Below are 21,287 nucleotides of genomic sequence, written 5' to 3'. Positions count from 1 at the left end.
AGACTTTCTGCACACCTACAACCACCACCGCTGCCACACCGCACTCGGCGGCCACCCACCGATCAGCCGTGTGAACAACGCTTCGGGTCAATACAGCTAGCGCGTACTGATGAAGGCCCGGCGGTAGGAGCGGGGCGGGACGCCTCGGCGCCGTACGAACTGTTCGCGCAGCACGGCGGCGCTCGCGTAGCCGACCCGGTGGGCGATCTCCTCGACGGGCAGATCCGTGGTTTCCAGGAGTTCCTCGGCTCTGCTCAGCCGCAGGCTGCGCAGCCAGGCGTGGGGGGTGGTGCCGGTCGCGGCGGTGAAGCGGCGGGCGAAGGAGCGTTTGCTCATCATGGCGCGGCGAGCCAGTTCCGTGACGGGCAGCGGCTCGTGGAGGTGCTCGCGGGCCCAGCCGAGGACCTCGGCGAGCCGCTCGTCCTCGCCGTCCTGGGGGACGGGCGCGGCCAGGTACTGGGCCTGTCCTCCCTCGCGGTGGGAGGGCAGCACCATGTCCCGGGCGACGGCGTTGGCCATTGCGGCGCCGTACTCCCGCCTCAGCAGGTGGAGGCAGAGGTCGAAGCCCGCGGCAGCTCCGGCGCCCGTGACGATGCTCCTCTCGTCGATGTAGAGCGCGTCGGGTTCGACGGTGACTTCCGGGTGGCGGTCGGCGAGGAGTTCGGCGAATCGCCAGTGCGTGGTCGCCCGTAGGCCGTCGAGCAGTCCTGCGGCTGCGAGCGCGAACGTGCCGACGCAGTGGGCCGCGACCACGGAACCGCGTCGGTGTGCGGTCCTCAGCGCGTCGAGTACGGCGGGGGCGGGTGGGGTGCGGAATCCGGCCCCGGGCAGGGCGATGACCAGATCGGCGCGGGCGAGCCCGTCCAGTCCGTGCGCGATGGACAGCGGTACGCCACAGTCCGTGGGCACCGGTCCGGGCCGCTCGGCGCACAGGGCGAAGTCAAAACCGGGCAGCGCCGCTCCGTGGGGACCGAACACTTCGGTGACGATGCCGACGGCCAGCATGCCGACGCCGGGAGGGACGTAGGCGGCGACGGTCGTGAAAGGCGACATGGGCGCAGTGTGGCACACGGTTGGCATGAATCCTGCGATAAGAGGCATCAGTGCCACTCGTCGCTCACGGTCGTACTCGGAAGGATGGAGGCCATGACAGACGCACCGGCCGGCCGCAGCGCCGCATACAAGATCCTGACCACCGGCTACGTGGGTTCCACCGGCCCCGGGGTCGCCGCCACGGTCTCCTACATCTACGACGGGGGACGGCATGTGATCTTTGACCCGGGCATGGTGGCGAGCCACGACCACATCCTCGCCCCGCTCGCAGAACTGGGACTGGGCCCCGACGACATCACCGATGTGGTGCTCAGCCACCACCACCCGGACAACACCATGAACGTGGGCCTCTTCGGTCGTGCCCGGGTGCACGACCACAAGGTGGAGTACCAGGGCGACAGTTGGACGAACCGGGACGCGGAGGGCTACGAACTGACCCCGTCGCTACGCCTGATCCGCACCCCGGGCCACAGCCCCGAGGACATCACGCTGCTGGCTGGCACCGACTCGGGCGTGGTGGCCTTCGCCGGCGACCTGTGGTGGCACGCGAACGGCCCGGCGGACGACCCGGTGGCCCCCGACCGCGAGGTGCTGCGCGCATCCCGGCAGCGGGTACTGGCCACGGCGGACCTGATCGTGCCCGGCCACGGCGGCCCGTTCAAGGGCGACGACACCACTCCGCGCTGATACTCCAGCCGCGCTTCTCCACTCCTTCTGGTCAACGCTCTGGGAGTGAGGAGTGCAGTGGTGCGGAGGAGGGTGCGGGACGGTCGTGGCCGGATTCTCCCAAGTACCAGGTGACCGCGCCGCATGTGATGTGGGTGCTCGCTGTGCACGGTCAACGGGAAACCCCACCCCGCGCGGAAAGTGCTCGCCTGACCCGCCATGGGCGGCTGCGCCTGGAGGAACGGGAGCTGCCGGTGGACACCTGCTGGCGCACCAGCTCGACACCTCGGCAGGTCGAAGCCGGGTACGGGTGGCGACGGTTACACGCGGGCGGCGTCAGAAGTGCAGGACGCCGATGTCTCGGACGGTCTGGGCGAGGGCCCGGACGAGTTCGTTCTCTCCGTCTCTGCGCCACACCAGGGCGTAGGGAATCGTCCCCATGTCGGGGACGGGGATGAAGCGGACGTGGGACATGGACCAGTAGCGGGTGACGTGGGAGGGGAAGGGGTGGACGATCTCGCCGGTGCTGACGAGGTGGATCAGTTCGTCGGCGTTGGTGACCTGTTCGACACGTTCGATCGGCTTTCCCCGGGCCGTGTGGAACGACAGGTAGGCGTCTTCCCAGTAGTCGGGCATGTCGGGTGGCATGGCATGGGCGAAGTCGGCCAGGGCCTCGAACGGGACGGAGTGCCGTTCGGCGAGTTCGTGGCCTGCGGCGACGGCCAGGACGCGGGGGTCGCGGAAGAGGACGGGGCCGACGGTGAGATCGGGCTCGTCGACCGGCAGCCAGGTGAGAAAGACGTCCATGTCGCCCTCGCGCAGCCTGGCGAACGGGTCGAGGTAAGGCGCCCGGCGCAGCTGCAGTTCCCACTGGGGATGACGGGAGCGGAAGGTCTCCCAGTAGGGGTACATGTCGGGCACGTTGAACGGCAGCATGCCGACGCGCAGGCGTGCGGTCTTGCCGCGGGTCGCCATCCGGGCGCGTTCGAGGCTGTCGCGCAGGTTCGCGTAGACCGGCCGCAGGTCGCTGCGGAGCTGCTGGCCGAGCGGGGTCAGGCGGATCTGGCGGCGGTTGGAACGGTCGAACAACAAGCCGCCCAGTCTTCGCTCCTGGCGTCCGATCACCTGGCTGACGCGAGCCTGCGTGAGGTGCAACCGGGCGGCCGCCCTGCCGAAGTGCAGTTCCTCGGCCAACGTCAGAAAGATCTCGATGTCGCGTATTTCCACCTGTGCCGACCCCCGTCATAAGTCTCAGTTATCGGAGCTTACTGATCTTCGACGTTGATGGGCGCGGTGGTGAGTTGGAAGATCGACAGCGGCCGGAACCGCCGCGCGGTGGTCCGTGGGCGGTGCGGCGCCCGTACCGGTGACACCGCACCGCCCGGCGGCCCGCCTGCGGCCGCCGACAGCGTGCCGGACGGGAGACCAGCCGTTGTCCCGGGGCGCCAGCACACCCGCACACCCAGGAAGGACACCCTCATGGAGCCCATCGTCACTGGCGTCACCGGTTCGCAGGAGGAGGTGCGCGCCATCGTCACCCTCGTTGCCCAGGTCGAGCACGCCCAGCGAAACGGCCTGCCGGACGCGTTCACGGAGCTGTTCCGCCAGGACGCCTTCTGGACGATGCCCTACGGTGACCCGCTGACCGGCCTGGAGGAGATCAGCGCCTTCGCCCACCGCGCTCTGCCCGGCACGGCCCGTCAGCCGCTGACCGTCACCTACGAAGCGCCAAGGACGACGGCCGATGGCACATCGCCCTCGCCCAGAACACCACGGTCATCGACCACGGCGCCCTCGCCGCAAGCTGAGCCCTACAGCCCGGAGTTCCACCATGACCATCGTCGATTCTGCGACGAAGCCCACCGCCTCCGCTGGTGAGCGAACACCCCTCACCAGGTGGCTCGCCGTCGTCGCGATGGCGGTCGGAACGTTCGCGCTAGTGACCGTCGAGTCCCTGCCCGTCGGGCTGCTCCCCTTCATCGGCAGCGCGATGGACGTCTCCGAGGGGACCGGTGGACTGATGGTGACCGTGCCCGGCCTGGTCGCCTCCGCCACGGCGCCGCTGCTCCCGGTGGCGATCCGGCACCTCGACCGGCGGGTCGCCCTGATCGGCCTGATCACCCTCATGGTGCTGGCCAACGGCCTGACAGCACTGGCACCCAACTTCGCCGTCCTGCTGGGTTCGCGCTTCCTCGTCGGCATCAGCATCGGCGGTTTCTGGGCACTCGCCGCAGGCCTCGCCGTGCGGTTGGTGCCGGAGCGGTCCATCCCCCGGGCCATTTCGATCGTCTTCGGCGGCGCGACGGCCGCCAACGTCCTGGGCATACCGGCCGGGACGCTGATCGGCGGGCTCGCGGACTGGCGGACGGCATTCGTTGCCGCCGGCGCACTGGGCCTCCTCGTGCTGGTGGCCCTGCTCCTCCTGCTGCCTCCCATGCCCGCCCAGCAGGTCGTTCGGCTGCGCACGCTGCCGCAGCAGTTCCGCCACCCCGTGGTACGAGCCGGCGTTCTCGCCACCTTTCTCCTGGTCGGCGGTCACTTCGCCGCCTTCACCTTCGTCAGCCCGATCCTCCAGACCACCTCCGGGGTCGACGAGGCGATGATCGGCCCGCTGCTGCTCGGCTTCGGCGTCGCCGGCATTCTCGGCAACTTCCTCGCCGGCGCGGCTGCGGAGCGGAACATCCGCGCGACCATCATCACCATCGGCGCCGTGCTGAGCGTCGTCCTCGGGCTCTTCCCCCTCGCCGGCCGCACCCCGGTCAGCGGCGCGCTCCTCCTGCTGGCATGGGGGCTGGCCTTCGGCGGCGTACCGGTCGCCGTCCAGACCTGGATCCTCAAGGCCGCACCCGAATCGACCGAGGCAGCCACCGCCCTGAACACCTCCGTCTACAACCTCGCCATCGCACTCGGCGCCCTCCTCGGTGGAATCGTCGCCACCCACCTCTCCGTCAACGCCGCCCTGACGACCGGGGCCCTCTTCACCCTCCTCACCTCCCTCGCCGTATGGAGCGCGCGCAGGAGCTGACCGGCCGACCGGACACGCCCGCGCACCACGCACGCACGCACCCGAACCTCCCACACCCGAGACCGCGGCGGACCGAACCCCCGGGCGTCTCGTTCCTCAGACAGGAGTACCGCGAATGCACCTCTCAGCCGACACCACGAGCCGCGTCTGGTTCATCACCGGCGCCAGCCGGGGCCTCGGCCGCGCCTTCGCCGAGGCCGCGCTGACCGCCGGCGACCGCGTCGCGGTCGCCGCCCGCACCACGGCCCCGCTCGACGAACTGGCGACCGCCCACCCCGGGCGGGTGCTGCCCCTCGGGCTGGACGTGACCGACCGCGACGCGGTGTTCGCCGCCGTCGCCGAGGCGGTCGCCCACTTCGGTCGGCTCGACATCGTCGTCAACAACGCCGGAATGCTGTCGATGGGCATGGTCGAGGAGTTCACCGAGACCGAGGCCCGGGCCCAACTGGACACCAACTTCTTCGGCGCCCTCTGGGTCTCCCAGGCCGTCATGCCGGTCCTGCGCGAACAGGGCTCCGGACACCTCGTGCAGGTCTCCAGCATCGCCGCCCTGGGCGGCTTCCCCAGCACCGGTCTCTACAGCGCCAGCAAGTTCGCCCTGGAGGGGCTCAGCGAAGCCCTCGCCGCGGAAGCCGCCGGCTTCGGGGCCAAGGTAAGCATCATTCAGCCCGGCGGCTACTGGACCCACCTCTACACCGCCATGCGCAACACGAGCCCCCTGGAGGCGTACGCGCCGCTGCGGGAGGAGTTGGCCAAGCAGTTCGCCGAGGGCTCGGTCGACAGCGACCCGAAGCTCGCCGCGGCCGCGCTGCTCAAGCTGGTCGACAGCGACGAGCCGCCGCTGCGCCTGCTCCTGGGGAGCATGGTCTACGACCTCGCGTTCGACATCACCCGCACCCGCATGGACACCTGGGCGGCATGGGAGCACGTCAGCCGCGCCGCAGAACAGGCGATCGCCGCTCCCGCCACCACGGTCGGGGAGGCGGGGACCGGCCTTCAGCAGGAGACGCGATGACCCGACGACCCGCAGGCACCGGCCGAACCGGACCTTTCGGGCCACCGGGGGTGCCCGGCCGTCGGCACCGGGCCGGCACGCGCACCGCCGGGAGGGCCGGTCGCCCGGCCGGGCCCGAACGGGAAATGGCAGACCGATCGTTCCACTTCCGAGGAGTTGCGGCATTGACGTTCCGTACCACGGCCGAGGTCATCCACTGCTTCAACCGCGCCTTCATCGACCATGACGCCTCCACGCTCGCCGACCTGATCGCCGACGACTGCGTGATGGAGGCGAAGGAGCCGGCCCCCGACGGGACCCGCTATGAAGGCCGCGCCGAGTGCCTGGAGTTCTGCCGGGCACTCGCCGAGGACCGCACGATCCAGTTCGAGCCGGAGAGCGTCGTCATCACCGGTGAACGGGCGACGGTCCGCTGGCGGTGCCACTTCCGCGACGGACCCACCGACTCGGTCCGCGGCGTGAGCCTCACGCTGGTACGGGACGGGTTGATTGTGGAGTCCCTTGGCTACAGCAAGACCACGGGCGACGCCCCGCCGGCCAGGGCCGGAATCCATGGAAAGCAAGGGAAATCCTGAAATGCGTGTGTTGTTGGCGGCGTACGGGTCGCGCGGGGACGTCGAGCCGATGCTCGGGCTCGGGGCGGAACTGCGGGCACTCGGCGCGGAGGTGCAGATGTGCGCCCCGCCGGACTTCGCGGAGCTGCTGGACCGTGCCGGCATCCCACTGGTGCCGCTCGGCCAGTCGTTGCGCGCGATGGCGACCAGGGCGGTGACCGGGACGGGGAAGCCGCTGCCGGCGGAGAGCCTGTCCGAGCGTGCGGCCCGGATGCTCGCCGCGACGTACGACTCGGTCGCCGCGGTGGCCGAGGGATGCGACGTCGTGGTGGCGACCGGCTTGATCCCGGCCGCGGCCGCCGCGCGGGCGGTGGCCGATGAGCTGGGCGTCCCCTACGTGTTCGTCGCCTACTTCCCGACCTACCTGCCGTCGCCGCACCACCCGCCGCTCGCGTGGCCGGGCCGGCCGCTCCCGCCGGAGGTGACCGACAACCGGGTGCTGTGGGACCTGAACACCGAGCACATGAACGCGCTGTTCGGCGAGGCGGTCAACACCCACCGGGCCGCGATCGGTCTGCCCCCGGTGGAGAACGTGCGCGACCACGTCTTCACCGACCGCCCATGGCTGGCGGCCGACCCGGCCCTGAGCCCGTGGCCGCAGCCGGTCGACCTCGACGTGGTGCAGACCGGCGCGTGGATCCGGCCGGACGAACGCCCGCTCCCGGCCGCTCTGGAGGCGTTCCTGGACGCCGGCGAACCCCCGGTGTACGTGGGCTTCGGCAGCATGCCCGTCCGCGACGCGCAGAGCGTCTCCCGGGCGGCCGTCGAGGCGGTCCGCGCGCAGGGCCGCCGCGTCCTCCTCTCCCGCGGCTGGGCCGACCTGGCCCTGACCGACGACCGGGACGACTGCTTCGCCGTCGGCGAGGTCAACCAGCAGGTGCTGTTCACCCGGGTGGCCGTCGTCGTGCACCACGGCGGCGCGGGTACGACGACGACGGCGGCCCGGGCCGGCGCGCCCCAGGTGGTGGCAGCCCAGATGGCGGACCAGCCGTACTGGGCCGGCCGGGTGGCCGAGCTGGGCATCGGCGCGGCACACGACGGTCCGACCCTGACCTACGAGTCCCTGTCGGCCGCACTCGAGACGGCCCTGACCCCCGGGACCCGCGCACGAGCGGCCGCCGTGGCTGCCACGATCCGCACCGACGGGGCGACGGCGGCCGCCAAGCTGCTGCTCGACACGGTCGGCTGGGAAAGGCCGCCCGCGTCCGTGCCTCACCCCGCACTCGAGGAGAGGGGATGAAGGTGAAGGATCGCCGGGTGCCCGGCGAGCGGAACCTGATCGCCGGGATGCTGGTGGACGCGGCCGCACGGGTATGTACGTGCCGTTCAGCCTGGTCTTCTTCCAGCGGATCACCGGACTGCCACTGCCGACGATCGGCACCGTCCTGACCGCTGCCGGGCTGCTGGGGATGGGTGCCATGCCGGTCGGCGGCTGGGCCGTCGACCGGTTCGGTGCCCGGCGGGTGCGGCTGGCCCTGTATCTGGCCCGTGGCCTCGGCTTCCTGGCCTTCCCGCTCGGTACCACCCTGCCGGTCTTCGCCCTGGTCGCCGCCCTCACCGCGGTCGGCGCCCAGGCGTTCCCCGCGACCCAGCAGGCCCTGATCGGCGAGCTCGGCCAGGGGGAGCACCGGGACCGGCTGATGGCACTCGCCCGGAGCGTGAACAACGCCGGCCTCGGCGCCGGCGGCCTGCTCGCCGCCGGATTGGTCCAACTCGGCGGTGACCGCGGCTTCCTGGCGGTCGCCTGGCTGAACGCGACCACCTTCTTCGTCGCGGCACTGTTCGCGCTGCGGATCAGGCCCCCGCACCCGGTCCGCCCCGCGACCGGTCGGCAGCGGGCCGGCTATCGCGCGGTGCTGCGCGACAGCCCGTACGCCGGGCTCACCCTGGCCAACTTCCTGATCGCCCTGGGCTACTCGGCGCTCAGCGTGCTGCTGCCGGTGTACGCCGTGAGCCAGTTCGACCTGCCCGCCTCGGTGGCCGGTCCGCTGTTCGCGGTCAACACCGCGCTCTGCGCCTTCGCCGGCGTGCCGGTCGGCAGGCTCGGCCGGCGCTTCGCCCGGCGTACCCGGGTGGCCGCGGTCGGCGCCCTGGTCTTCGCCACCGCGTTCCTCGGCTACGCCCTGCTGGGCGGTATGCCCCGCCAGGGCGTGATGGCCGGCCTGGTCGGGCTGCTGGTCCTGTACACGATCGGCGAACTGGTGCACAGCCCGAGCGCGGGCGCACTCTCGGTGAGCGCCGCTCCCGCCGAGGCGCGCGGCCGCTACCTGGCCACCTACCAGCTGTCCTGGGCGCTGTCCCAGACCCTGGCGCCGTCACTGTTCACCGGGCTGCTGGCGGTCGACGGCCGGCTGCCCTGGCTGGTGCTGGCGGCGAGCTCGACGGCGGGGGCCGGCATGCTGCTCGCCCTGGAGCGGCGCCTGCCGGCCGAGGCCGTGTACACGACGACGGCCGCGGCCGTGCCGCCCGAACACCGAGAGGCCACCGAGTCGAGAACACTGATCCGGGGAGGCGCCGGCTAGTGTCCCGGCGTTTTGCTGTCCGGCCTGGTCGGGCTCGGGTCAGCCAGGTCAGCCCGCTCATCAGAAGACAGGAACGGCCCATCGGCACCGTGCTGTCGAGCGCCGCCGTTGGACCGATGACATCGTCAGCCATGCTCACTGAAGGAGGGGACAGCACCACATGACCGACGCGGTCCGGGCAAGCGCCGCCGATCGGGGGCCCGCCGGTCTCAGCGGCCGGCAGCACGAACGGGAAGTGCTCGACGGGCTCTTGAGGGGAGTCCGGGAGAGCCGGGGCGGGGCCGTGGTGCTCCTCGGCGAGGCAGGGGCGGGCAAGACGGCACTGCTCGACCGATGCGCCTCCGCGGCGGCAGCCGGAGCCCGGCTGTTGCGGTGTACTGGTGTCCAGTCGGAAGCCTCGCTGCCGTACGCCGGTCTGCAGGTGCTCCTCCGGGGAACCCTGGACCGGGTCAGGAGCCTGCCAGAGCGTCAGTTGACGGCGCTGCGCGGAGCGATCACGCCGGACGACGTGCCCGCCGGGGACCGCTTCCTGGTCGGGGCCGCGACGCTGGGCCTGCTCGACGAGCTGGCCGAGGAACGTCCGGTCGTGGTCCTGGTGGACGACGCGCACTGGCTGGACCTGGAGACCTTGGATGCTCTGCTGTTCGCAGCCCGCCGGCTCGGCAGGGGGCGGGTGGCCATGGTGATCGCAGCGCATGAGGATGCGGCAGCCTTCGACGGCGCGCAGGGCCTGCCGATGCTGCACCTCGGGCCGCTGACCGACGAGGAGGGGACGGCGCTGCTGGCGGGCCGGGCGCCCGAGCTGCATGCCGACGTGAGCAGCCGCATCCTCGGGCTCGCGCAGGGTAATCCGCTGGCCATGGTGGAGCTCGTGGTGGCTCTGACGGCGGCCCAGCGGGACGGGAGCGAGCCGCTGGACGCCCGGGAGATCGCCGTGTTGCCGGCCTCGTGGCGGGTGCGGCGGATCTTCGACGAGCGGATTCGAGCGCTGCTCGCGCCGACCCGTCTGCTGCTGACGGTCGCCGCGGCGGACGACACCGGCGACGTGGCGCTGCTGGTGGCGGCGGGGGAACGGGTGGGCGCGGCGGCCGGCGATCTCGGGCCGGCGGAGGCGGCGGACCTGGTGAGAGTGTCCGGACGCCGGCTGGTGTTCCGGCATCCGCTGGCGCGCGCCGCCGCATATCAGGGTGCGGTGCTGGCCGAACGGACGGCCGCGCACCGGGCGCTCGCGGAGGCGGCATCGGCCGCCGACGACATGGGCCGCCGGGCCTGGCATCTGGCCGCGGCGACCGTCGGCTACGACGACGAGGTCGCCGCCGAACTGGAGCGCAGCGCCGAGCTGTTCCGCTCGCGGGGCGGCCGGGCGGCGGTCGCCGCCGCCTATCGGCGGGCCGCCCGGCTGACCGAGGACCAGGAAGCCCGGTCGCTGCGGCTGGCCGCCGCGGCCGCCGCAGCAGCCGAGGCAGGACAGGTGGAACTCGCGGGGATGCTCGCCGACGAGGCGGGGCCGGTGAGCAGTCCACCGGCGGTCGCCCGGCTTGCCAGCGTCCGGGCAGCGCTCGAACACGAGCAGGGCCGCGCGGAGTCGGCGCGGCTGCTGCTCGTCGAGGCGACTTCCGAGGTGACGGCGCACCGTCCCGCCATGGGGGCGTCGCTGCTGTTCGAGTCCACCGCGATGGCCTGGGAGGCGCCGGACCCGGTCGCGGCGGCCCGGCACACCCGCGCGCAGGTGGCCGGTCTCGACTTCGGTGAGCATCCCGTGCACCGGGGTGCGGCCGGGGTTCTCGACATGCTGGCGGGTGATCTGGTGGACGGGGCGGCGGCGGTACGGGAGTTCGCCGACTACGTCGTGCGGACCCGGCATGAGCGCAGCCTGACTGATCAGGTGCGGCTGCACGGCTGGGACGTGCTGCTCGGCGAGTACCGCACGGTGCACGACGAGGCCGTGGCCCTGGAGCGGGAGTGCCGGGTGGAGGGTGCCGTCGGGGTGCTGCCGCGGGTGCTGCTACGGCTGGCGCGGCTGCGGCTGTTCCTGGGGCGGCACCGGGACGCGTACACGACGGCGGTCGAGGGTCTGGAGATCGCCTGCGACACCGGTCAGCGCCATCTCGCCACGATGTTCAGCGGCGTCCTGGCGGTGCTGGCCGCACTCGACGGGAAGGAGCCGGGCGCCACGGAGGGACCGGAAGGAACTGACGGCCCGGGGGGCGGGGACCTGCTCGGCCGCGGCTCCGCCCGACAGCCGGGACAGGACCTGTGCCCCGATGTCGTACCGTCCCCGTTCTGGCTGACCAGGGCACACGGTCTGCTCGACCTCGGGCTCGGCCGCTACGACCGGGCGCTGCAACATTTCGCCGCCCTGACAGGGGGCCCGCACCGGCACCTCATGGTTTCCGTACACAGCCTGCCCGACCAGGTGGAGGCCGCCATGCGCACGGAGCGGGCCGCCGAGGCCGGGCCGGCCGCCGAGAGTTTCGCGCGGTGGACCGGGGCCACCGGAACCGCGTGGGCGAGGGCGGTGGAGCTGCGCTGTCGCGCCCTGCTCACCGCCGACGCCGCAACTGCGGAGGAATTCTACGAGCGGGCGCTCGCCGCCCACGAAGGGGACGGCCGCCCGTTCGAGGAGGCGCGCACCCGGTTGCTGTACGGGGAGTGGCTGCGCCGGGCGAAGCGGCGGGCTGACGCCCGGGAGGCGCTGACCGTGGCGTTGAAGTCGTTCGAGCGGATGTCGGCCGCCCCGTGGGCGAATCGGGCCCGCGCGGAGTTGCGGGCCGTCGGTGTCGCCCCGGCCGCGTCAGCGGCGGGGGCGGCTCTCGTGGACCGGCTGACCGTGCAGGAGCTGCGAGTGGTACGGCTCGCGGCAACTGGCCTGAGCAACCGGGACATCGGCGCGCGCCTGTTCCTGAGCCCGCGCACGGTCGGCTATCACCTGTCCAACGCCTACCCGAAGCTCGGCGTGACATCGCGGGCCGCCCTGGGAGCGCTCGACCTGGGCTGACCTCCACCCGGTCCCGCCTCCCCCCGTCACCTCCTCGCCGTCGGTCTGGTCGACCCGGTCAGCCCTTCGGCCCCTTTGCGGCTGAACGCCGGTACGCACCCCGGTCGTTCGACGGATCCGCGAGTGCGGGCGCGATTCCTACGGTTCTCCTGTTCGAAGAACGTCTGCTCGGGAGGGTTCATGAGGGTTCTGGTGCTCGGTGCCACCGGTTACATCGGCTCCGCGGTGGTGTCCCGTCTGACGCTGGAGGGCCACGACGTGGTGCCCCTGGTCAAGGATGCGGCCGCGCTCCATCCGGACGTGCCGGTGCGGGTCGGCGATCTGACCGACCCGGCATCGCTGCGCGAGGCGGTGACGGACGACGTGGACGCGGTGGTGAACCTGGCCACCCCGACCGGCGGCGAAGCGGTGGACACCGCCGCCCTCGAGGCGCTGCTCGCACCGCTGCGCGGCACGAACCGGGCGTTCGTCTACACCAGTGGCGTGTGGGTGCTCGGCGCCACCGGCGACACCCCGCTGACCGAGGACGCGCCGACCAACGCCATCGCCATCGTCGGCTACCGTCCGCGGATCGAGCAGCGCGTGCTGGCCGCCGCCGGGGACGACGTGCGCGCCGTCGTCGTGCGGCCCGGCATCGTGTACGGCCGCGGCGGCGGTATCCCCGGTCTGATGACCGACTGGGCACGCGAGCACGGCACCGGCCGGTACGTCGGCTCGGCCGCGGCCCGCTGGCCCATGGTGCACGTGGACGACCTCGCCGAACTCTTTGTGCTGGCGGTGACCAAGGCCGATGCGGGCAGCGTGCTGCACGGCGTGGCGCACGAAGCGGTGCCGGTCGCGGCACTCGCCGCAGCCGCCGACATCGCCGCGGGCGGCACGGGCCGAGTCGAGCCCTGGCCGGTGGAGCAGGCCGCCGAGGCCGTGGGCGGCCCGTTCGCCGAGGCCCTTGGCCTGAACCAGGTGGTGTCGGGACGGCGCGCCGTCGAGGAACTGGGCTGGCGGCCGAGCCGTCCGTACGTCCTCACCGAACTCGCCGGAGGCAGCCGTGGCTGACACCACCGCCCCGGCACGTCCGATCTGCCGCACCTGCGGCACCCAGTACGCCGCCGCGCGTCCGGACTGTCCGGTCTGCTTGGACGAACGGCAGTACGTGGGCCGGGACGGCCAGCAGTGGACGACACTGGCAGGCTTGCGGGAGGAAGGCCACAGCGGCCGCTTCGAGGAGCAGGGGCCCGATGTGCTCGGCGTGGGGGTCACCCCGGAGTTCGCCATCGGCCAGCGGGCCCTGCTGCTGCGCACCGCCGCCGGGAACGTGCTGTGGGACTGCGTGCCATACCTGGACGACGCGATGGTGCGCGCCGTCGAGGAGCTCGGCGGCATCGACCACATCGCGATCAGCCACCCGCACTTCTACTCCGCGATGGTGGAGTGGGCGCACGCCTTCGACGCGCCGGTCCATCTCCACGACGCCGACCGGCAGTGGGTGGGCCGGCCGGACCCGGCCGTGCGGTTCTGGAGCGGGCGCACACTCCAGCTCACCGACGAGGTGACCCTGATCAACCCGGGCGTGCACTTCCCGGGCAGCGCGGTGCTGCACTGGAGCGCCGGCGACGGGGCGCTGTTCACCGGCGACGTCGTCAACGTCTGCCCGGACAGCCGCTGGGTGACCCTCATGCACAGCTACGCCAACCACATCCCGGAGCGCCCGCAGGCGGTCCGCGCGGCGGCCGACCTGCTCGCCGGCTACCGTTTCGAGCGGATCTACGGCGCCTGGTGGGACCGGGTCGTCACCTGCCACGGCAACGAAGTCCTGGCCCGGTCCGTCGAGCGCTACCTCCGCTTCGAGGAGGGCACCGTTCCGGGCGACTGACACACCCCACCGCACAACTGCCCCGTCATCAGGACGCAGGGCCACGCGGGGAGTCCTGCGATCCGGTGCCGGCCTGGCGGGCGGTGTCGGCGGCCACTGCCGCCGACACCGCCCGCCGATCGCCGTCATGCAGATCACGGACAACCTCACCGGGACATCCCGCCACGCTCCCGGACGCCGAGGGCCCGGCCGAGGCCGTGCCGACCGACTGGGAGGCCGCCACGCCCGGCACTCGAGCCTCTGACTGCTCGTCATGCCCCAGTAGGGGCCTGCGGGGAGGCGTAGGAGTGGCTGACGACGACCTTGCCGAAGGGAGCGCCGGTCGCGTAATGCCAGTAGGCGTCCACGGCCGCCTCGAAGGGGAAGACAACCGCGCTTGACGGAGACAACCCGGTACAGCGAGACGCCGGACTCGGCGACCATCGAGCGACCCGGCTCGATGAGGATGCGGGCGTGCGCGGGCAGCAGGCGTCGGGCGACGCCGGTGACGGCGTCGGGGTACGCCTCCACCGTGGGCGGCCGGTCGGCGTAGGTGTAGCGGGAGCCGAGGCCACCACCCAGGTCGTAGACGGCGAACTCGCCGAGTTCGGCGACCGCCTCGACGGCCTGCGCGAAGGGGGCGAGGGCCAGGATCTGCGCCCCGACGTGCACGTGGACGCCGTCCAGCCGCAGCCGGTCACTGCCGCGCAGCCGCGCGATCGCCGCCCGGGCCTGCGGCAGGGGCAGACCGAACTTGGAGCCGTTCTGACCGGTGGACACGGCCTCATGGGTGTCGGGGCGGATGCCGGGGGTGACCCGGACCAGTACCGCCTGCTCCGCCGCGGTGCCGGAGAGGATCTTCTCCAACCGGTCGATGTCGTCGAAGTTGTCGACGACGATCGTCCCGGCGCCGGCCTCGACGGCGAGGCGCAGCTCCTCCTCGGCGTTGCCGTGGATGACCAGGCCGGCCTGGTCCGCCCCTGCGGCAAGAGCGAGGGTCAGCTCGCCGCCGGCCACGTCGATGCCGAGACCCTCCTGTGCGAGCAGGCGTATGACGGCGGTGCAGGGGAAGGCCTTGGAGGCGAAGGTGACGCGGGAGTTCGGCCAACGGGCAGCCAGGCCGTCGGCGTACCGGCGGGCGCGGACCGACGCCTCGTCGAGGATCAGCGCGGGAGTGCCGTAGGACTCGGCGAGTTCTGCCGCCGTACGCCGCCGATCACCAGCCCGCCGCTCCCGTCCTGGGTGGTCCCTGGGGGGGACAGCCCCAGCAGTTCCCGGCCTTCGTGCGTCTGCGTCGTTGCCACCCGTGCTCCTTGTACCACCGATCCGTCGCGTTCTCCTGCCATGCTCCCGCTACGGTCACCCAGGATCTTCGTTGACATCGTCAATACGGACCTCCCAGACTTGACGCTCTCAACAGTCCTTCGAGCCGGGGGTGCACCATGCGGGAGTTCGGCGCTCAGGGGCACCTGCCCGTCCGTCAGCTCGTGGACAACATCGGGCCGGCGCTGCTGCGCCTAGTCCAGGAGGGGACCGGCAGCGCAGGGCCGCTCACCGACATCGTCATCCATGCCCCGGGCGCGCCGACACGGCTCGGACCCGGGTGCGTGGTGCTGGGGGTCGGCGTGACCACGGAGGCCGAGCTGCGCGAGCTGACCGCGGCCATGCGGCAGGCGGGCGCGGAGGTGCTGGCGGTGAAGGCCCCGGTGCCGCCGTCGGCCGACGACGGGCCGGCGATCATCGAGGTCAACGCGGACGCGTCCTGGATGCACGTGGCGACGACCGTCCGTGAGCAGCTGCTCGAGTACGCGAGGACGCGCGTGCGCTCGGCCGGTAGCGGCGCGGAGCTGTTCGCCCTGGCGAACGCGGTCTATGAGGCCGTCGGCGCCCCGGTCACCATCGAGGACCGCTCCTCCGCGCTGGTCGCCTGGTCGCAGGGGCAGGACCGGACGGACTCCGAGCGGATCGAGACCATCCTGGGGCGGGCCGTGCACCAGCGGACGCTCGCCGAACAGCGCGAGCGCCAAGAGTTCGAGCGGCTCCATGCCAGCACCGAACCGGTCTACATGGAAGCGACCGGAGCCGACCAGCTGGCCAGGGTGGCCATCGCGGTCCGGGCCGGTTCGGACGTCCTTGGCTACATCTGGGCCGCCGTCACCGGGCCGCTCGACGAGGCGGCCACAGCCCGGCTGCGCGAATTCGCGCCCGTGGTGGCGCTGCAACTGGTCGGCCTGCGCACGGAGACCACCTACGCCCGCCGTCAGCGCGGCGAGCTGGCCGCCGCCGTACTCGGCGGGGCGGCCGACCCGGTCGAGGCGAGCCGGCTGCAACTGGGCTGCGGCCCGGTCTGCGTCCTGGCCGCAGCCCCGCGGCTGGCCGGGAGCACGGGCCCCGACGCGCTGGACGCCGCCGGACTGCGCCGGTTCGCGGACACCCTGGAGTACTTCCTGGCGGCCGTACACCCTCGTTCAGTCCTGGTGACGGGCACCGGAACGGTGTACGTACTGGCCGCCTGGCCTCCGGAACACACCACGTCGCTGGAGTCGGCCGTCGCCCTGGCCCGCGACTTCCTCGCGCGGACCCCACTGGCCGGTGAGTACGTGGTCGCCGTCGGCGGCCCGGCCGAATCGATGCGCCGGATCGCCGACGTGCGGACGCAGGTGGACGCCGCGTTGCGGGCCCTGCGGCACCCGGCCGTTCGCGGACCGGCCGTGCGCACCGTGCAGGACATGGCACTGGCGGTGCTGCTGCTGCACCTCGCCGACGCGACCGAGGCGCTCGGCCTGCCGGACGCCAGCGGCGCGCTGCACCGCCTGCGCCAGGAAGAGGGCCAGGACGGCCCACTGGCGGCGACCCTGGCCGCCTATCTCGCCGCCGCGGGAGCCACCGACACTGCGGCGGAGGCCCTGCACATCCACCCCAACACCATGCGCTACCGGCTGCGCCGTATCCGCGAGGTCTCCGGGTTGGACTTCGCCGATGCCGACGCCATGCTGCTCGCGCACCTTCAGCTCCGGGTGCATGAACTGCGGACGGGCGCTTCCCCGGGCTCCGGCTGATCCCGGAACGAGCGCGTGTAGCGGCACCCGTCCAGGTCGACCCAGAGCACCGCGCCGTCCGGGGCGGGGCCCGACGTCAGGCGCTCCGGCAGCCGGGGATCGGCTCCGACGCGGAACGTCCCGTCGTCGAGCGGCACGAGTTCCGGTTCGTCGCGGGGCGCTTCCACGCCGGTCGCGGCGATCATGTGCAGGCGTCCCGCCCGCTGCACGATGCTGAAGCTGGGATACCAGGGGGTGTAGCTCCGGTAGTGACCCACGAGCGCGTGCGAGGGAGCGGCCGGCGCGCAGGGGCTGGGGCCCAGTGACTCGGGCCCGTGGAGCCAGCGTCCGTCCAGAGAGTGGTGGTAGGCGGACCATCCCGGGTGATCGCACACCAGCCGCCCGTCCCCCGCGTCGTACAGCTTGCCGGTCACTCCGTCTGAGGTGAGCGAGAGCCGGTCGTCCCCCGTGGCCTCGACACGGATCTGACGCGGCGCCGTTCCGTGGATCCCGACGTAACGCCGGGCGTCGGGGATCCGCTCCGGGTCGAACAGCGCTGGGTCCGGCGGGGCTCCCTGGACGACGGCGAGCACATGGCGGGCGAAGCGGTCGATGATCTGGCACTCGCCAGGGGCGTTGGTCAGCACGGCGACACCGTGTCCGCCGTCGGTGTCGACGGCGAGGTACGAGCGGTATCCCACCATCCCGCCGGCGTGCGTCAGCCAGGTGCGGCCGTCGATCACTTCCACGTCCACGCCGAGCACGTAACTGGAACTGACCGCGTCGGCAGGCACCGTGACGATCTGCCGGAAATGCTCCGGCCCGATGATCCTGGTGCCGTTCAGGGTGCCCCGGCCCAGCAGCATGCGGGCGAACAGCCCCAGGTCGGAAGCGGTTGCCAGCACGTTCCCATCGGCCGCCGAATACTCGAAGAAGCCGGCCGGCGCGAGCGGGGCCGACGGCAGCGGCGGGCGGTCGTCGCGCAGAAACCGGTACCCGGTGGCGAGCTCGGCGACGTCTTCGTAAGTGATCCGCGCCGCCGAATCGCGCATGCCCAGGGGCCGCAGCAGCCGTCCGGTCATGGCGTCCGCCAGCGATTCCCCCGTCACCTGCTCGACGATCAACCCCAGCAGGTTGTAGCCCTCGTTGGAGTAGTGGAACAGCTCACCTGGTTCGGCCCAGATCCGCGCATCGCGCAACGCGTAGCCGCGTGCGGCGGCATCGGGCAGCGCGTCGGCCCCGGCCACCAGGCCGGAGGTGTGCCGCAGGAGGTGCCGGACGGTGATCGCGCGGGAGCCGCCGTTCGGGGCGAACCAGGGCAGGTGGTCGGAGACCGCCGCGTCGAGGTCCACCTTCCCCTCGTCCGCCAGTATGCCGAGCAGGAAGGCGGTGAAGGTCTTGCTGATGGAACCGATCTCGAACCGTGTGCGACGGGAGAGCGGCGCCCCGGACTCCGCGTTCGCGAACCCCGCGGTGACGAACGCGCACTCGCCGCTCCGGTCGACAACACTGATCGCGATTCCCGGCACCGGCCACCACGTCCGCAACCGCTCTGCAAGCTCGGTAAGCACCCGCTTCACATCCATCAGACGCCCGCCTTCCGCGAACCGAATCCCGCGAACCGGTCCGGACCCAGCTCGACCCGGGAGGAATCGATCTCCGCGTCCGGCCGGTCGCCCTTGACGAACCGCCGGCACAGCGGATACAGCAGCACGGCCAGCACCGCCACCGCGAGACTCATACCGAACATCGCGGCCTCGTCGACTGCCGTACTCCACGCCAGGTACACGATCATCGCCGTGGGCAGCAGGACGACCAGGACCGCACCGGGCCAGCCGCCGGGGACCCGAACCGGCCGGAGCATCCGCGGATACCTCCAGCGCAGGACGAGGAAGGCCACGAATTCCAGCAGGATCGAGGCCAGGGTGAGCAGCACCGTGGCCCGCAGGATCGAGCTGAAGTCGACGGCAGAGAGCACGACGACGACGGTGGTGCTCGCCAGCAGCGCACCCACCGGTGTGTTGAACCGTCTGCTGTCCCGGGCCATCCAGCGCGGCAGGTACGCGTCCGCGGCGAGCGCCCGCGGGACCCGGGTGCTCGTCAGCAGGATCGCCATGAACAGCCCCACCAGGGAGAGCGCCGACCCCAGGGAGAGCAGCACCTTCAGCCAGATGCCGCCCAGGGCGTCACCGACCACGATGAAGTCGCCCTGGACCCAGTCGGCGGGCGCACCCCGGTGCAGCCCGCTCCCGATGGCGGCGATGGTGGGCAGCAGGTAGGCGGTGATGATCAGCGGAACCGAGATGACCAGAGCCCGGGTATAGGTCCGGTGCGCGTCGGCGACCTCGCCCAGCACGGTGCTCGGGCCGTCGAAGCCGAGATACAGCCACACGATGACGCTGAGCGCGCCGGCCACCGACGAGTGGACGCTCTGCCCCGGCACCATGAAGGGCGAGAGCACGTTGATCCCGTTGCCGACTCCGTGCCAGATGCCGAGGACCGTCAGCACCGCGAACGGCGCGAGAATCAGCAGCATCATCCCGACCGAGTACTCACTGACCGCCTTGGAACCGCGGTAGTTCAGGTACGCCATCGGGACGACGAGGGCGACGGTGACGATCCAGTGCAGGTCCACGACGAAACCGCCGTGGAACAGGTCCACGATCACCAGCCCCTTCCCGCGGGCGACGTCCGGGACCCAGGTGGCCAGGTAGTCGACCAGCAGGATCGGGTACAGGGCGAGGTTCAGCACCGACCCGATCGAATTCCAGACCCCGAACACGAACGCCGCACCCCTGCCGAGCGCGATCTTCGTCCAGTAGTAGTAGCCGCCGTCGACCGGTATCGCGGCACTCAACTCCGCTGCCACCAGCGCGTTCGGCACACCGAAGACCACCGGCACCAGGACGATCATCAGCAGGGTCATGCCCGGACCGGCGCTGGAGAGTGAGGCTTCGAGCCCGAAGGGGCCTCCGGACACCGTGAAGAAGAAGATTCCTACCAGGGGCAGCACACCGAGCGTGCGTCTGTCCGCCCCGGGCGCCGACCGCGTGATTTCCACCGGGATCAGTTCGGCCATCCTGGGATCCACCCTTCGTTCGCGCCTGGTCAGCACAACGTACGGGTGCCGCATCGGGACCGTCCTCGTCGTACGCACCAAAGCCACGGCCCGCCGGTTGTCGCTACCACCAACGCCGGGCCGATCCACCCACAACACGACGAAGCCCCCCGGAGACTGGGGTCCGTCTTCAAGGATCATCGAAATGAGTCACGCGGCCTGTTGCCGCCGGGGGATCGGCGCGGGTGTGGCCTAGCACGAGCAGTCCCCTGCCTCACACGGTCGAGCGGTCGGACCGGGTAGACCAGGCTGCGCCACTGGGAGCAAGTCCCTGGCCACCGGACGACCTGGGTGACTTCGGCGCGAGTCCCGGCCAACGGTTGAGCGTGTCGTACGGCAGCACGTCGCGGACAGGACGCAGGTCTCCTCGTACAAGCACACCATCCGTACGATGATCATGTGACCGCCCGCCGCTCGCTTGGCATCGGACCCGATGCTTCCGCGCACAGCACCCGCGCCGCCCAGGCCGACCTTATTGACGCGCTTCCCGGCGTCCGTCTCCCTGACATCGATGAGCTACGGGCCCGCGGGGTGCTCGGACCTCCCTCGGCGGCGTCCCCGACTCGGCGCCGTGTCCTCGGCGCCGGCAGCGATACGGACGACGACTGAGCGCAGGCTCCGGCAGTCCCGTTCCGGCATGAGTGCGTGTTTCTGATCCCCGGTGGTCTTGGGCCTGCATGGCTGTCGTGACGAACATGGTTCAGCCGTGAAGCGCCGTGCGGCCCGCACGGCGGGACGGACGACGAAGTCACCGTGCCAGGCGCCGGGACGCGACCGGCCGCCCACCCCCGAAGTCACCCGGGAGCAGGGAGGGTGCCAGGGGACCGCCCCCTCAAGCACGGAGGCCCCATGGTTGCCCCGACCCCGCCGCACCTTTCGCCGGAGCAGCGCGAGCGCCTGGAGCAACTCGCCGACGCGGCTTGGCTGCGTATGGCGCTGTACCCGTTGCCGACGCCGCCACCCGCCCAGCGCCGCTCCCGCTCCCGGCAGTACCCCGGCGGGCGGCCGAACCCGTGGCGCACCGCGCGGGGCCGCCGCCGGGGATGAGAGGACACGGTGGACTCCGCTGCGCGCCCGTGCACGGAGGGGAGTGGAGACCACGGTGGTGTGGATCGGGCGGTCCACTCGGTGCGCCAAGTTCACCGACGACCGCTGGCAGGAGGCGACGCGGTCCTCGTGGCCCGGTGAGTGGGACCGGCTGTGCGGGCCGTGCGCGAAGGAGGCCGCCGACCGCGCGGAGGCTGAGCGGGTCGCGCGGCGCCAGGCGGAGGAAGCCGAACGCGCGGCCGCGGAAGCGCCGGCGGTGAAGTCGCGCAGCCGGTTCGGGATCGGGCGTCGCCGGTAGCCGGCGGCCTCGGAGGCCGGGGTGGTTGTCGGTGGTGGCTGCGC

At 72.0% G+C, this 21,287-nt stretch carries 19 protein-coding genes and 2 pseudogenes; 14 read left to right on the top strand and 7 right to left on the bottom strand.

The features are described from left to right. Positions 1–100 (top strand): annotated as a pseudogene (locus ACZ7KF_RS40850) (IS481 family transposase); the annotation flags it as partial. Here ACZ7KF_RS40850 and ACZ7KF_RS40845 read toward each other — a convergent pair. Then, entirely contained in the window at positions 97–1,053 is a 957-nt protein-coding gene (locus ACZ7KF_RS40845; RefSeq protein ID WP_471087554.1) for a GlxA family transcriptional regulator, read from the bottom strand. The pseudogene ACZ7KF_RS40850 and the gene ACZ7KF_RS40845 overlap by 4 nt on opposite strands. Positions 1,054–1,146: 93 nt before the next feature. Here ACZ7KF_RS40845 and ACZ7KF_RS40840 point away from each other — a divergent pair, with 93 nt between their 5' ends. Continuing rightward, positions 1,147–1,740, top strand: coding sequence for an MBL fold metallo-hydrolase (locus tag ACZ7KF_RS40840; RefSeq protein WP_391836728.1), 594 nt, complete (start codon positions 1,147–1,149; stop codon positions 1,738–1,740). A gap of 315 nt (positions 1,741–2,055) precedes the next feature. Here ACZ7KF_RS40840 and ACZ7KF_RS40835 read toward each other — a convergent pair whose 3' ends face one another. Then, a complete protein-coding gene (locus tag ACZ7KF_RS40835; protein ID WP_471087551.1) occupies positions 2,056–2,946 on the bottom strand; it encodes a LysR family transcriptional regulator in 891 nt (296 codons plus the stop codon). Between the two features lie 252 nt (positions 2,947–3,198). Between ACZ7KF_RS40835 and ACZ7KF_RS40830 the strand changes: the two genes are divergently transcribed. From ACZ7KF_RS40830 to ACZ7KF_RS40790, 9 genes are all read left to right on the top strand, one after another. Continuing rightward, positions 3,199–3,597, top strand: coding sequence for an SgcJ/EcaC family oxidoreductase (locus ACZ7KF_RS40830; RefSeq protein WP_471087549.1), 399 nt, complete (start codon positions 3,199–3,201; stop codon positions 3,595–3,597). After that, entirely contained in the window at positions 3,551–4,744 is a 1,194-nt protein-coding gene (locus ACZ7KF_RS40825; protein ID WP_471087546.1) for an MFS transporter, read from the top strand. Before ACZ7KF_RS40830 ends, ACZ7KF_RS40825 begins: the two co-directional genes overlap by 47 nt. A gap of 115 nt (positions 4,745–4,859) precedes the next feature. Continuing rightward, on the top strand, positions 4,860–5,759 hold the full coding sequence (locus ACZ7KF_RS40820; protein ID WP_471087542.1) for an SDR family NAD(P)-dependent oxidoreductase: 900 nt from the start codon (positions 4,860–4,862) through the stop codon (positions 5,757–5,759). Between the two features lie 164 nt (positions 5,760–5,923). Then, on the top strand, positions 5,924–6,334 hold the full coding sequence (locus ACZ7KF_RS40815; protein WP_471087539.1) for a nuclear transport factor 2 family protein: 411 nt from the start codon (positions 5,924–5,926) through the stop codon (positions 6,332–6,334). A gap of 1 nt (position 6,335) precedes the next feature. Further along, the gene (locus ACZ7KF_RS40810; RefSeq protein ID WP_471087536.1) at positions 6,336–7,613 is read left to right on the top strand and encodes a glycosyltransferase; all 1,278 of its coding nucleotides are present in this window, start codon (positions 6,336–6,338) and stop codon (positions 7,611–7,613) included. 79 nt (positions 7,614–7,692) lie between these two features. Further along, positions 7,693–8,895 (top strand): MFS transporter, encoded by a 1,203-nt coding sequence (locus ACZ7KF_RS40805; RefSeq protein WP_471087533.1) that lies wholly within the window; start codon positions 7,693–7,695, stop codon positions 8,893–8,895. A 160-nt stretch (positions 8,896–9,055) separates the two neighbouring features. Then, entirely contained in the window at positions 9,056–11,893 is a 2,838-nt protein-coding gene (locus ACZ7KF_RS40800; RefSeq protein WP_471087531.1) for a helix-turn-helix transcriptional regulator, read from the top strand. Positions 11,894–12,073: 180 nt separating this feature from the next. After that, entirely contained in the window at positions 12,074–12,946 is an 873-nt protein-coding gene (locus tag ACZ7KF_RS40795; RefSeq protein ID WP_471087528.1) for an NAD-dependent epimerase/dehydratase family protein, read from the top strand. Further along, complete coding sequence (locus ACZ7KF_RS40790; RefSeq protein WP_161298280.1) at positions 12,939–13,763, top strand: MBL fold metallo-hydrolase; 825 nt, start codon at positions 12,939–12,941, stop codon at positions 13,761–13,763. Before ACZ7KF_RS40795 ends, ACZ7KF_RS40790 begins: the two co-directional genes overlap by 8 nt. Before the next feature lie 251 nt (positions 13,764–14,014). On the opposite strand, the gene ACZ7KF_RS40785 is transcribed toward ACZ7KF_RS40790, so the two are convergent. From ACZ7KF_RS40785 to ACZ7KF_RS40775, 3 genes and pseudogenes are all read right to left on the bottom strand, one after another. Next, positions 14,015–14,152, bottom strand: a complete 138-nt coding sequence (locus ACZ7KF_RS40785) for a hypothetical protein (RefSeq protein ID WP_471087525.1) — start codon at positions 14,150–14,152, stop codon at positions 14,015–14,017. Between the two features lie 85 nt (positions 14,153–14,237). Further along, positions 14,238–14,795, bottom strand: a pseudogene (locus ACZ7KF_RS40780) (diaminopimelate decarboxylase family protein); the annotation flags it as partial. A gap of 110 nt (positions 14,796–14,905) precedes the next feature. After that, positions 14,906–15,046: a hypothetical protein gene (locus ACZ7KF_RS40775; RefSeq protein ID WP_471087522.1), complete on the bottom strand. Its 141-nt coding sequence runs from the start codon at positions 15,044–15,046 to the stop codon at positions 14,906–14,908. Positions 15,047–15,184: 138 nt separating this feature from the next. Here ACZ7KF_RS40775 and ACZ7KF_RS40770 point away from each other — a divergent pair, with 138 nt between their 5' ends. Further along, positions 15,185–16,801 carry a helix-turn-helix domain-containing protein gene (locus tag ACZ7KF_RS40770; protein WP_471087519.1) on the top strand — a complete coding sequence of 539 codons (1,617 nt, stop codon included), beginning with the start codon at positions 15,185–15,187 and terminating at the stop codon, positions 16,799–16,801. Here ACZ7KF_RS40770 and ACZ7KF_RS40765 read toward each other — a convergent pair. Beyond that, on the bottom strand, positions 16,750–18,309 hold the full coding sequence (locus ACZ7KF_RS40765) for a serine hydrolase domain-containing protein (RefSeq protein ID WP_471087516.1): 1,560 nt from the start codon (positions 18,307–18,309) through the stop codon (positions 16,750–16,752). The two genes, ACZ7KF_RS40770 and ACZ7KF_RS40765, sit on opposite strands and share 52 nt — an antisense overlap. Before the next feature lie 56 nt (positions 18,310–18,365). Further along, positions 18,366–19,859 (bottom strand): APC family permease, encoded by a 1,494-nt coding sequence (locus ACZ7KF_RS40760; RefSeq protein ID WP_471087514.1) that lies wholly within the window; start codon positions 19,857–19,859, stop codon positions 18,366–18,368. Positions 19,860–20,747: 888 nt separating this feature from the next. Here ACZ7KF_RS40760 and ACZ7KF_RS40755 point away from each other — a divergent pair. Both ACZ7KF_RS40755 and ACZ7KF_RS40750 read left to right on the top strand, forming a co-directional pair. Next, positions 20,748–20,945, top strand: a complete 198-nt coding sequence (locus ACZ7KF_RS40755; RefSeq protein WP_471087511.1) for a hypothetical protein — start codon at positions 20,748–20,750, stop codon at positions 20,943–20,945. Positions 20,946–20,988: 43 nt separating this feature from the next. Further along, positions 20,989–21,243 (top strand): hypothetical protein, encoded by a 255-nt coding sequence (locus ACZ7KF_RS40750; RefSeq protein WP_471087508.1) that lies wholly within the window; start codon positions 20,989–20,991, stop codon positions 21,241–21,243. Positions 21,244–21,287: the final 44 nt, after the last annotated feature.

The sequence above is a fragment of the Streptomyces sp. NPDC038200 genome (assembly GCF_055600785.1).
The sequence above is the reverse complement of the archived record's forward strand: the minus strand, read 5'-3'. Positions and strand labels throughout refer to the sequence as shown.

Bases quoted from the DNA above. Each gene is read 5' to 3' on its own strand.
- ACZ7KF_RS40755 (WP_471087511.1), top strand. From the start codon at position 20,748: ATGGTTGCCCCGACCCCGCCGCACCTTTCGCCGGAGCAGCGCGAGCGC.
- ACZ7KF_RS40845 (WP_471087554.1), bottom strand. From the start codon at position 1,053: ATGTCGCCTTTCACGACCGTCGCCGCCTACGTCCCTCCCGGCGTCGGC.
- ACZ7KF_RS40760 (WP_471087514.1), bottom strand. From the start codon at position 19,859: ATGGCCGAACTGATCCCGGTGGAAATCACGCGGTCGGCGCCCGGGGCG.
- ACZ7KF_RS40795 (WP_471087528.1), top strand. From the start codon at position 12,074: ATGAGGGTTCTGGTGCTCGGTGCCACCGGTTACATCGGCTCCGCGGTG.
- ACZ7KF_RS40770 (WP_471087519.1), top strand. From the start codon at position 15,185: ATGCGGGAGTTCGGCGCTCAGGGGCACCTGCCCGTCCGTCAGCTCGTG.
- ACZ7KF_RS40820 (WP_471087542.1), top strand. From the start codon at position 4,860: ATGCACCTCTCAGCCGACACCACGAGCCGCGTCTGGTTCATCACCGGC.
- ACZ7KF_RS40830 (WP_471087549.1), top strand. From the start codon at position 3,199: ATGGAGCCCATCGTCACTGGCGTCACCGGTTCGCAGGAGGAGGTGCGC.
- ACZ7KF_RS40810 (WP_471087536.1), top strand. From the start codon at position 6,336: ATGCGTGTGTTGTTGGCGGCGTACGGGTCGCGCGGGGACGTCGAGCCG.
- ACZ7KF_RS40825 (WP_471087546.1), top strand. From the start codon at position 3,551: ATGACCATCGTCGATTCTGCGACGAAGCCCACCGCCTCCGCTGGTGAG.
- ACZ7KF_RS40840 (WP_391836728.1), top strand. From the start codon at position 1,147: ATGACAGACGCACCGGCCGGCCGCAGCGCCGCATACAAGATCCTGACC.
- ACZ7KF_RS40800 (WP_471087531.1), top strand. From the start codon at position 9,056: ATGACCGACGCGGTCCGGGCAAGCGCCGCCGATCGGGGGCCCGCCGGT.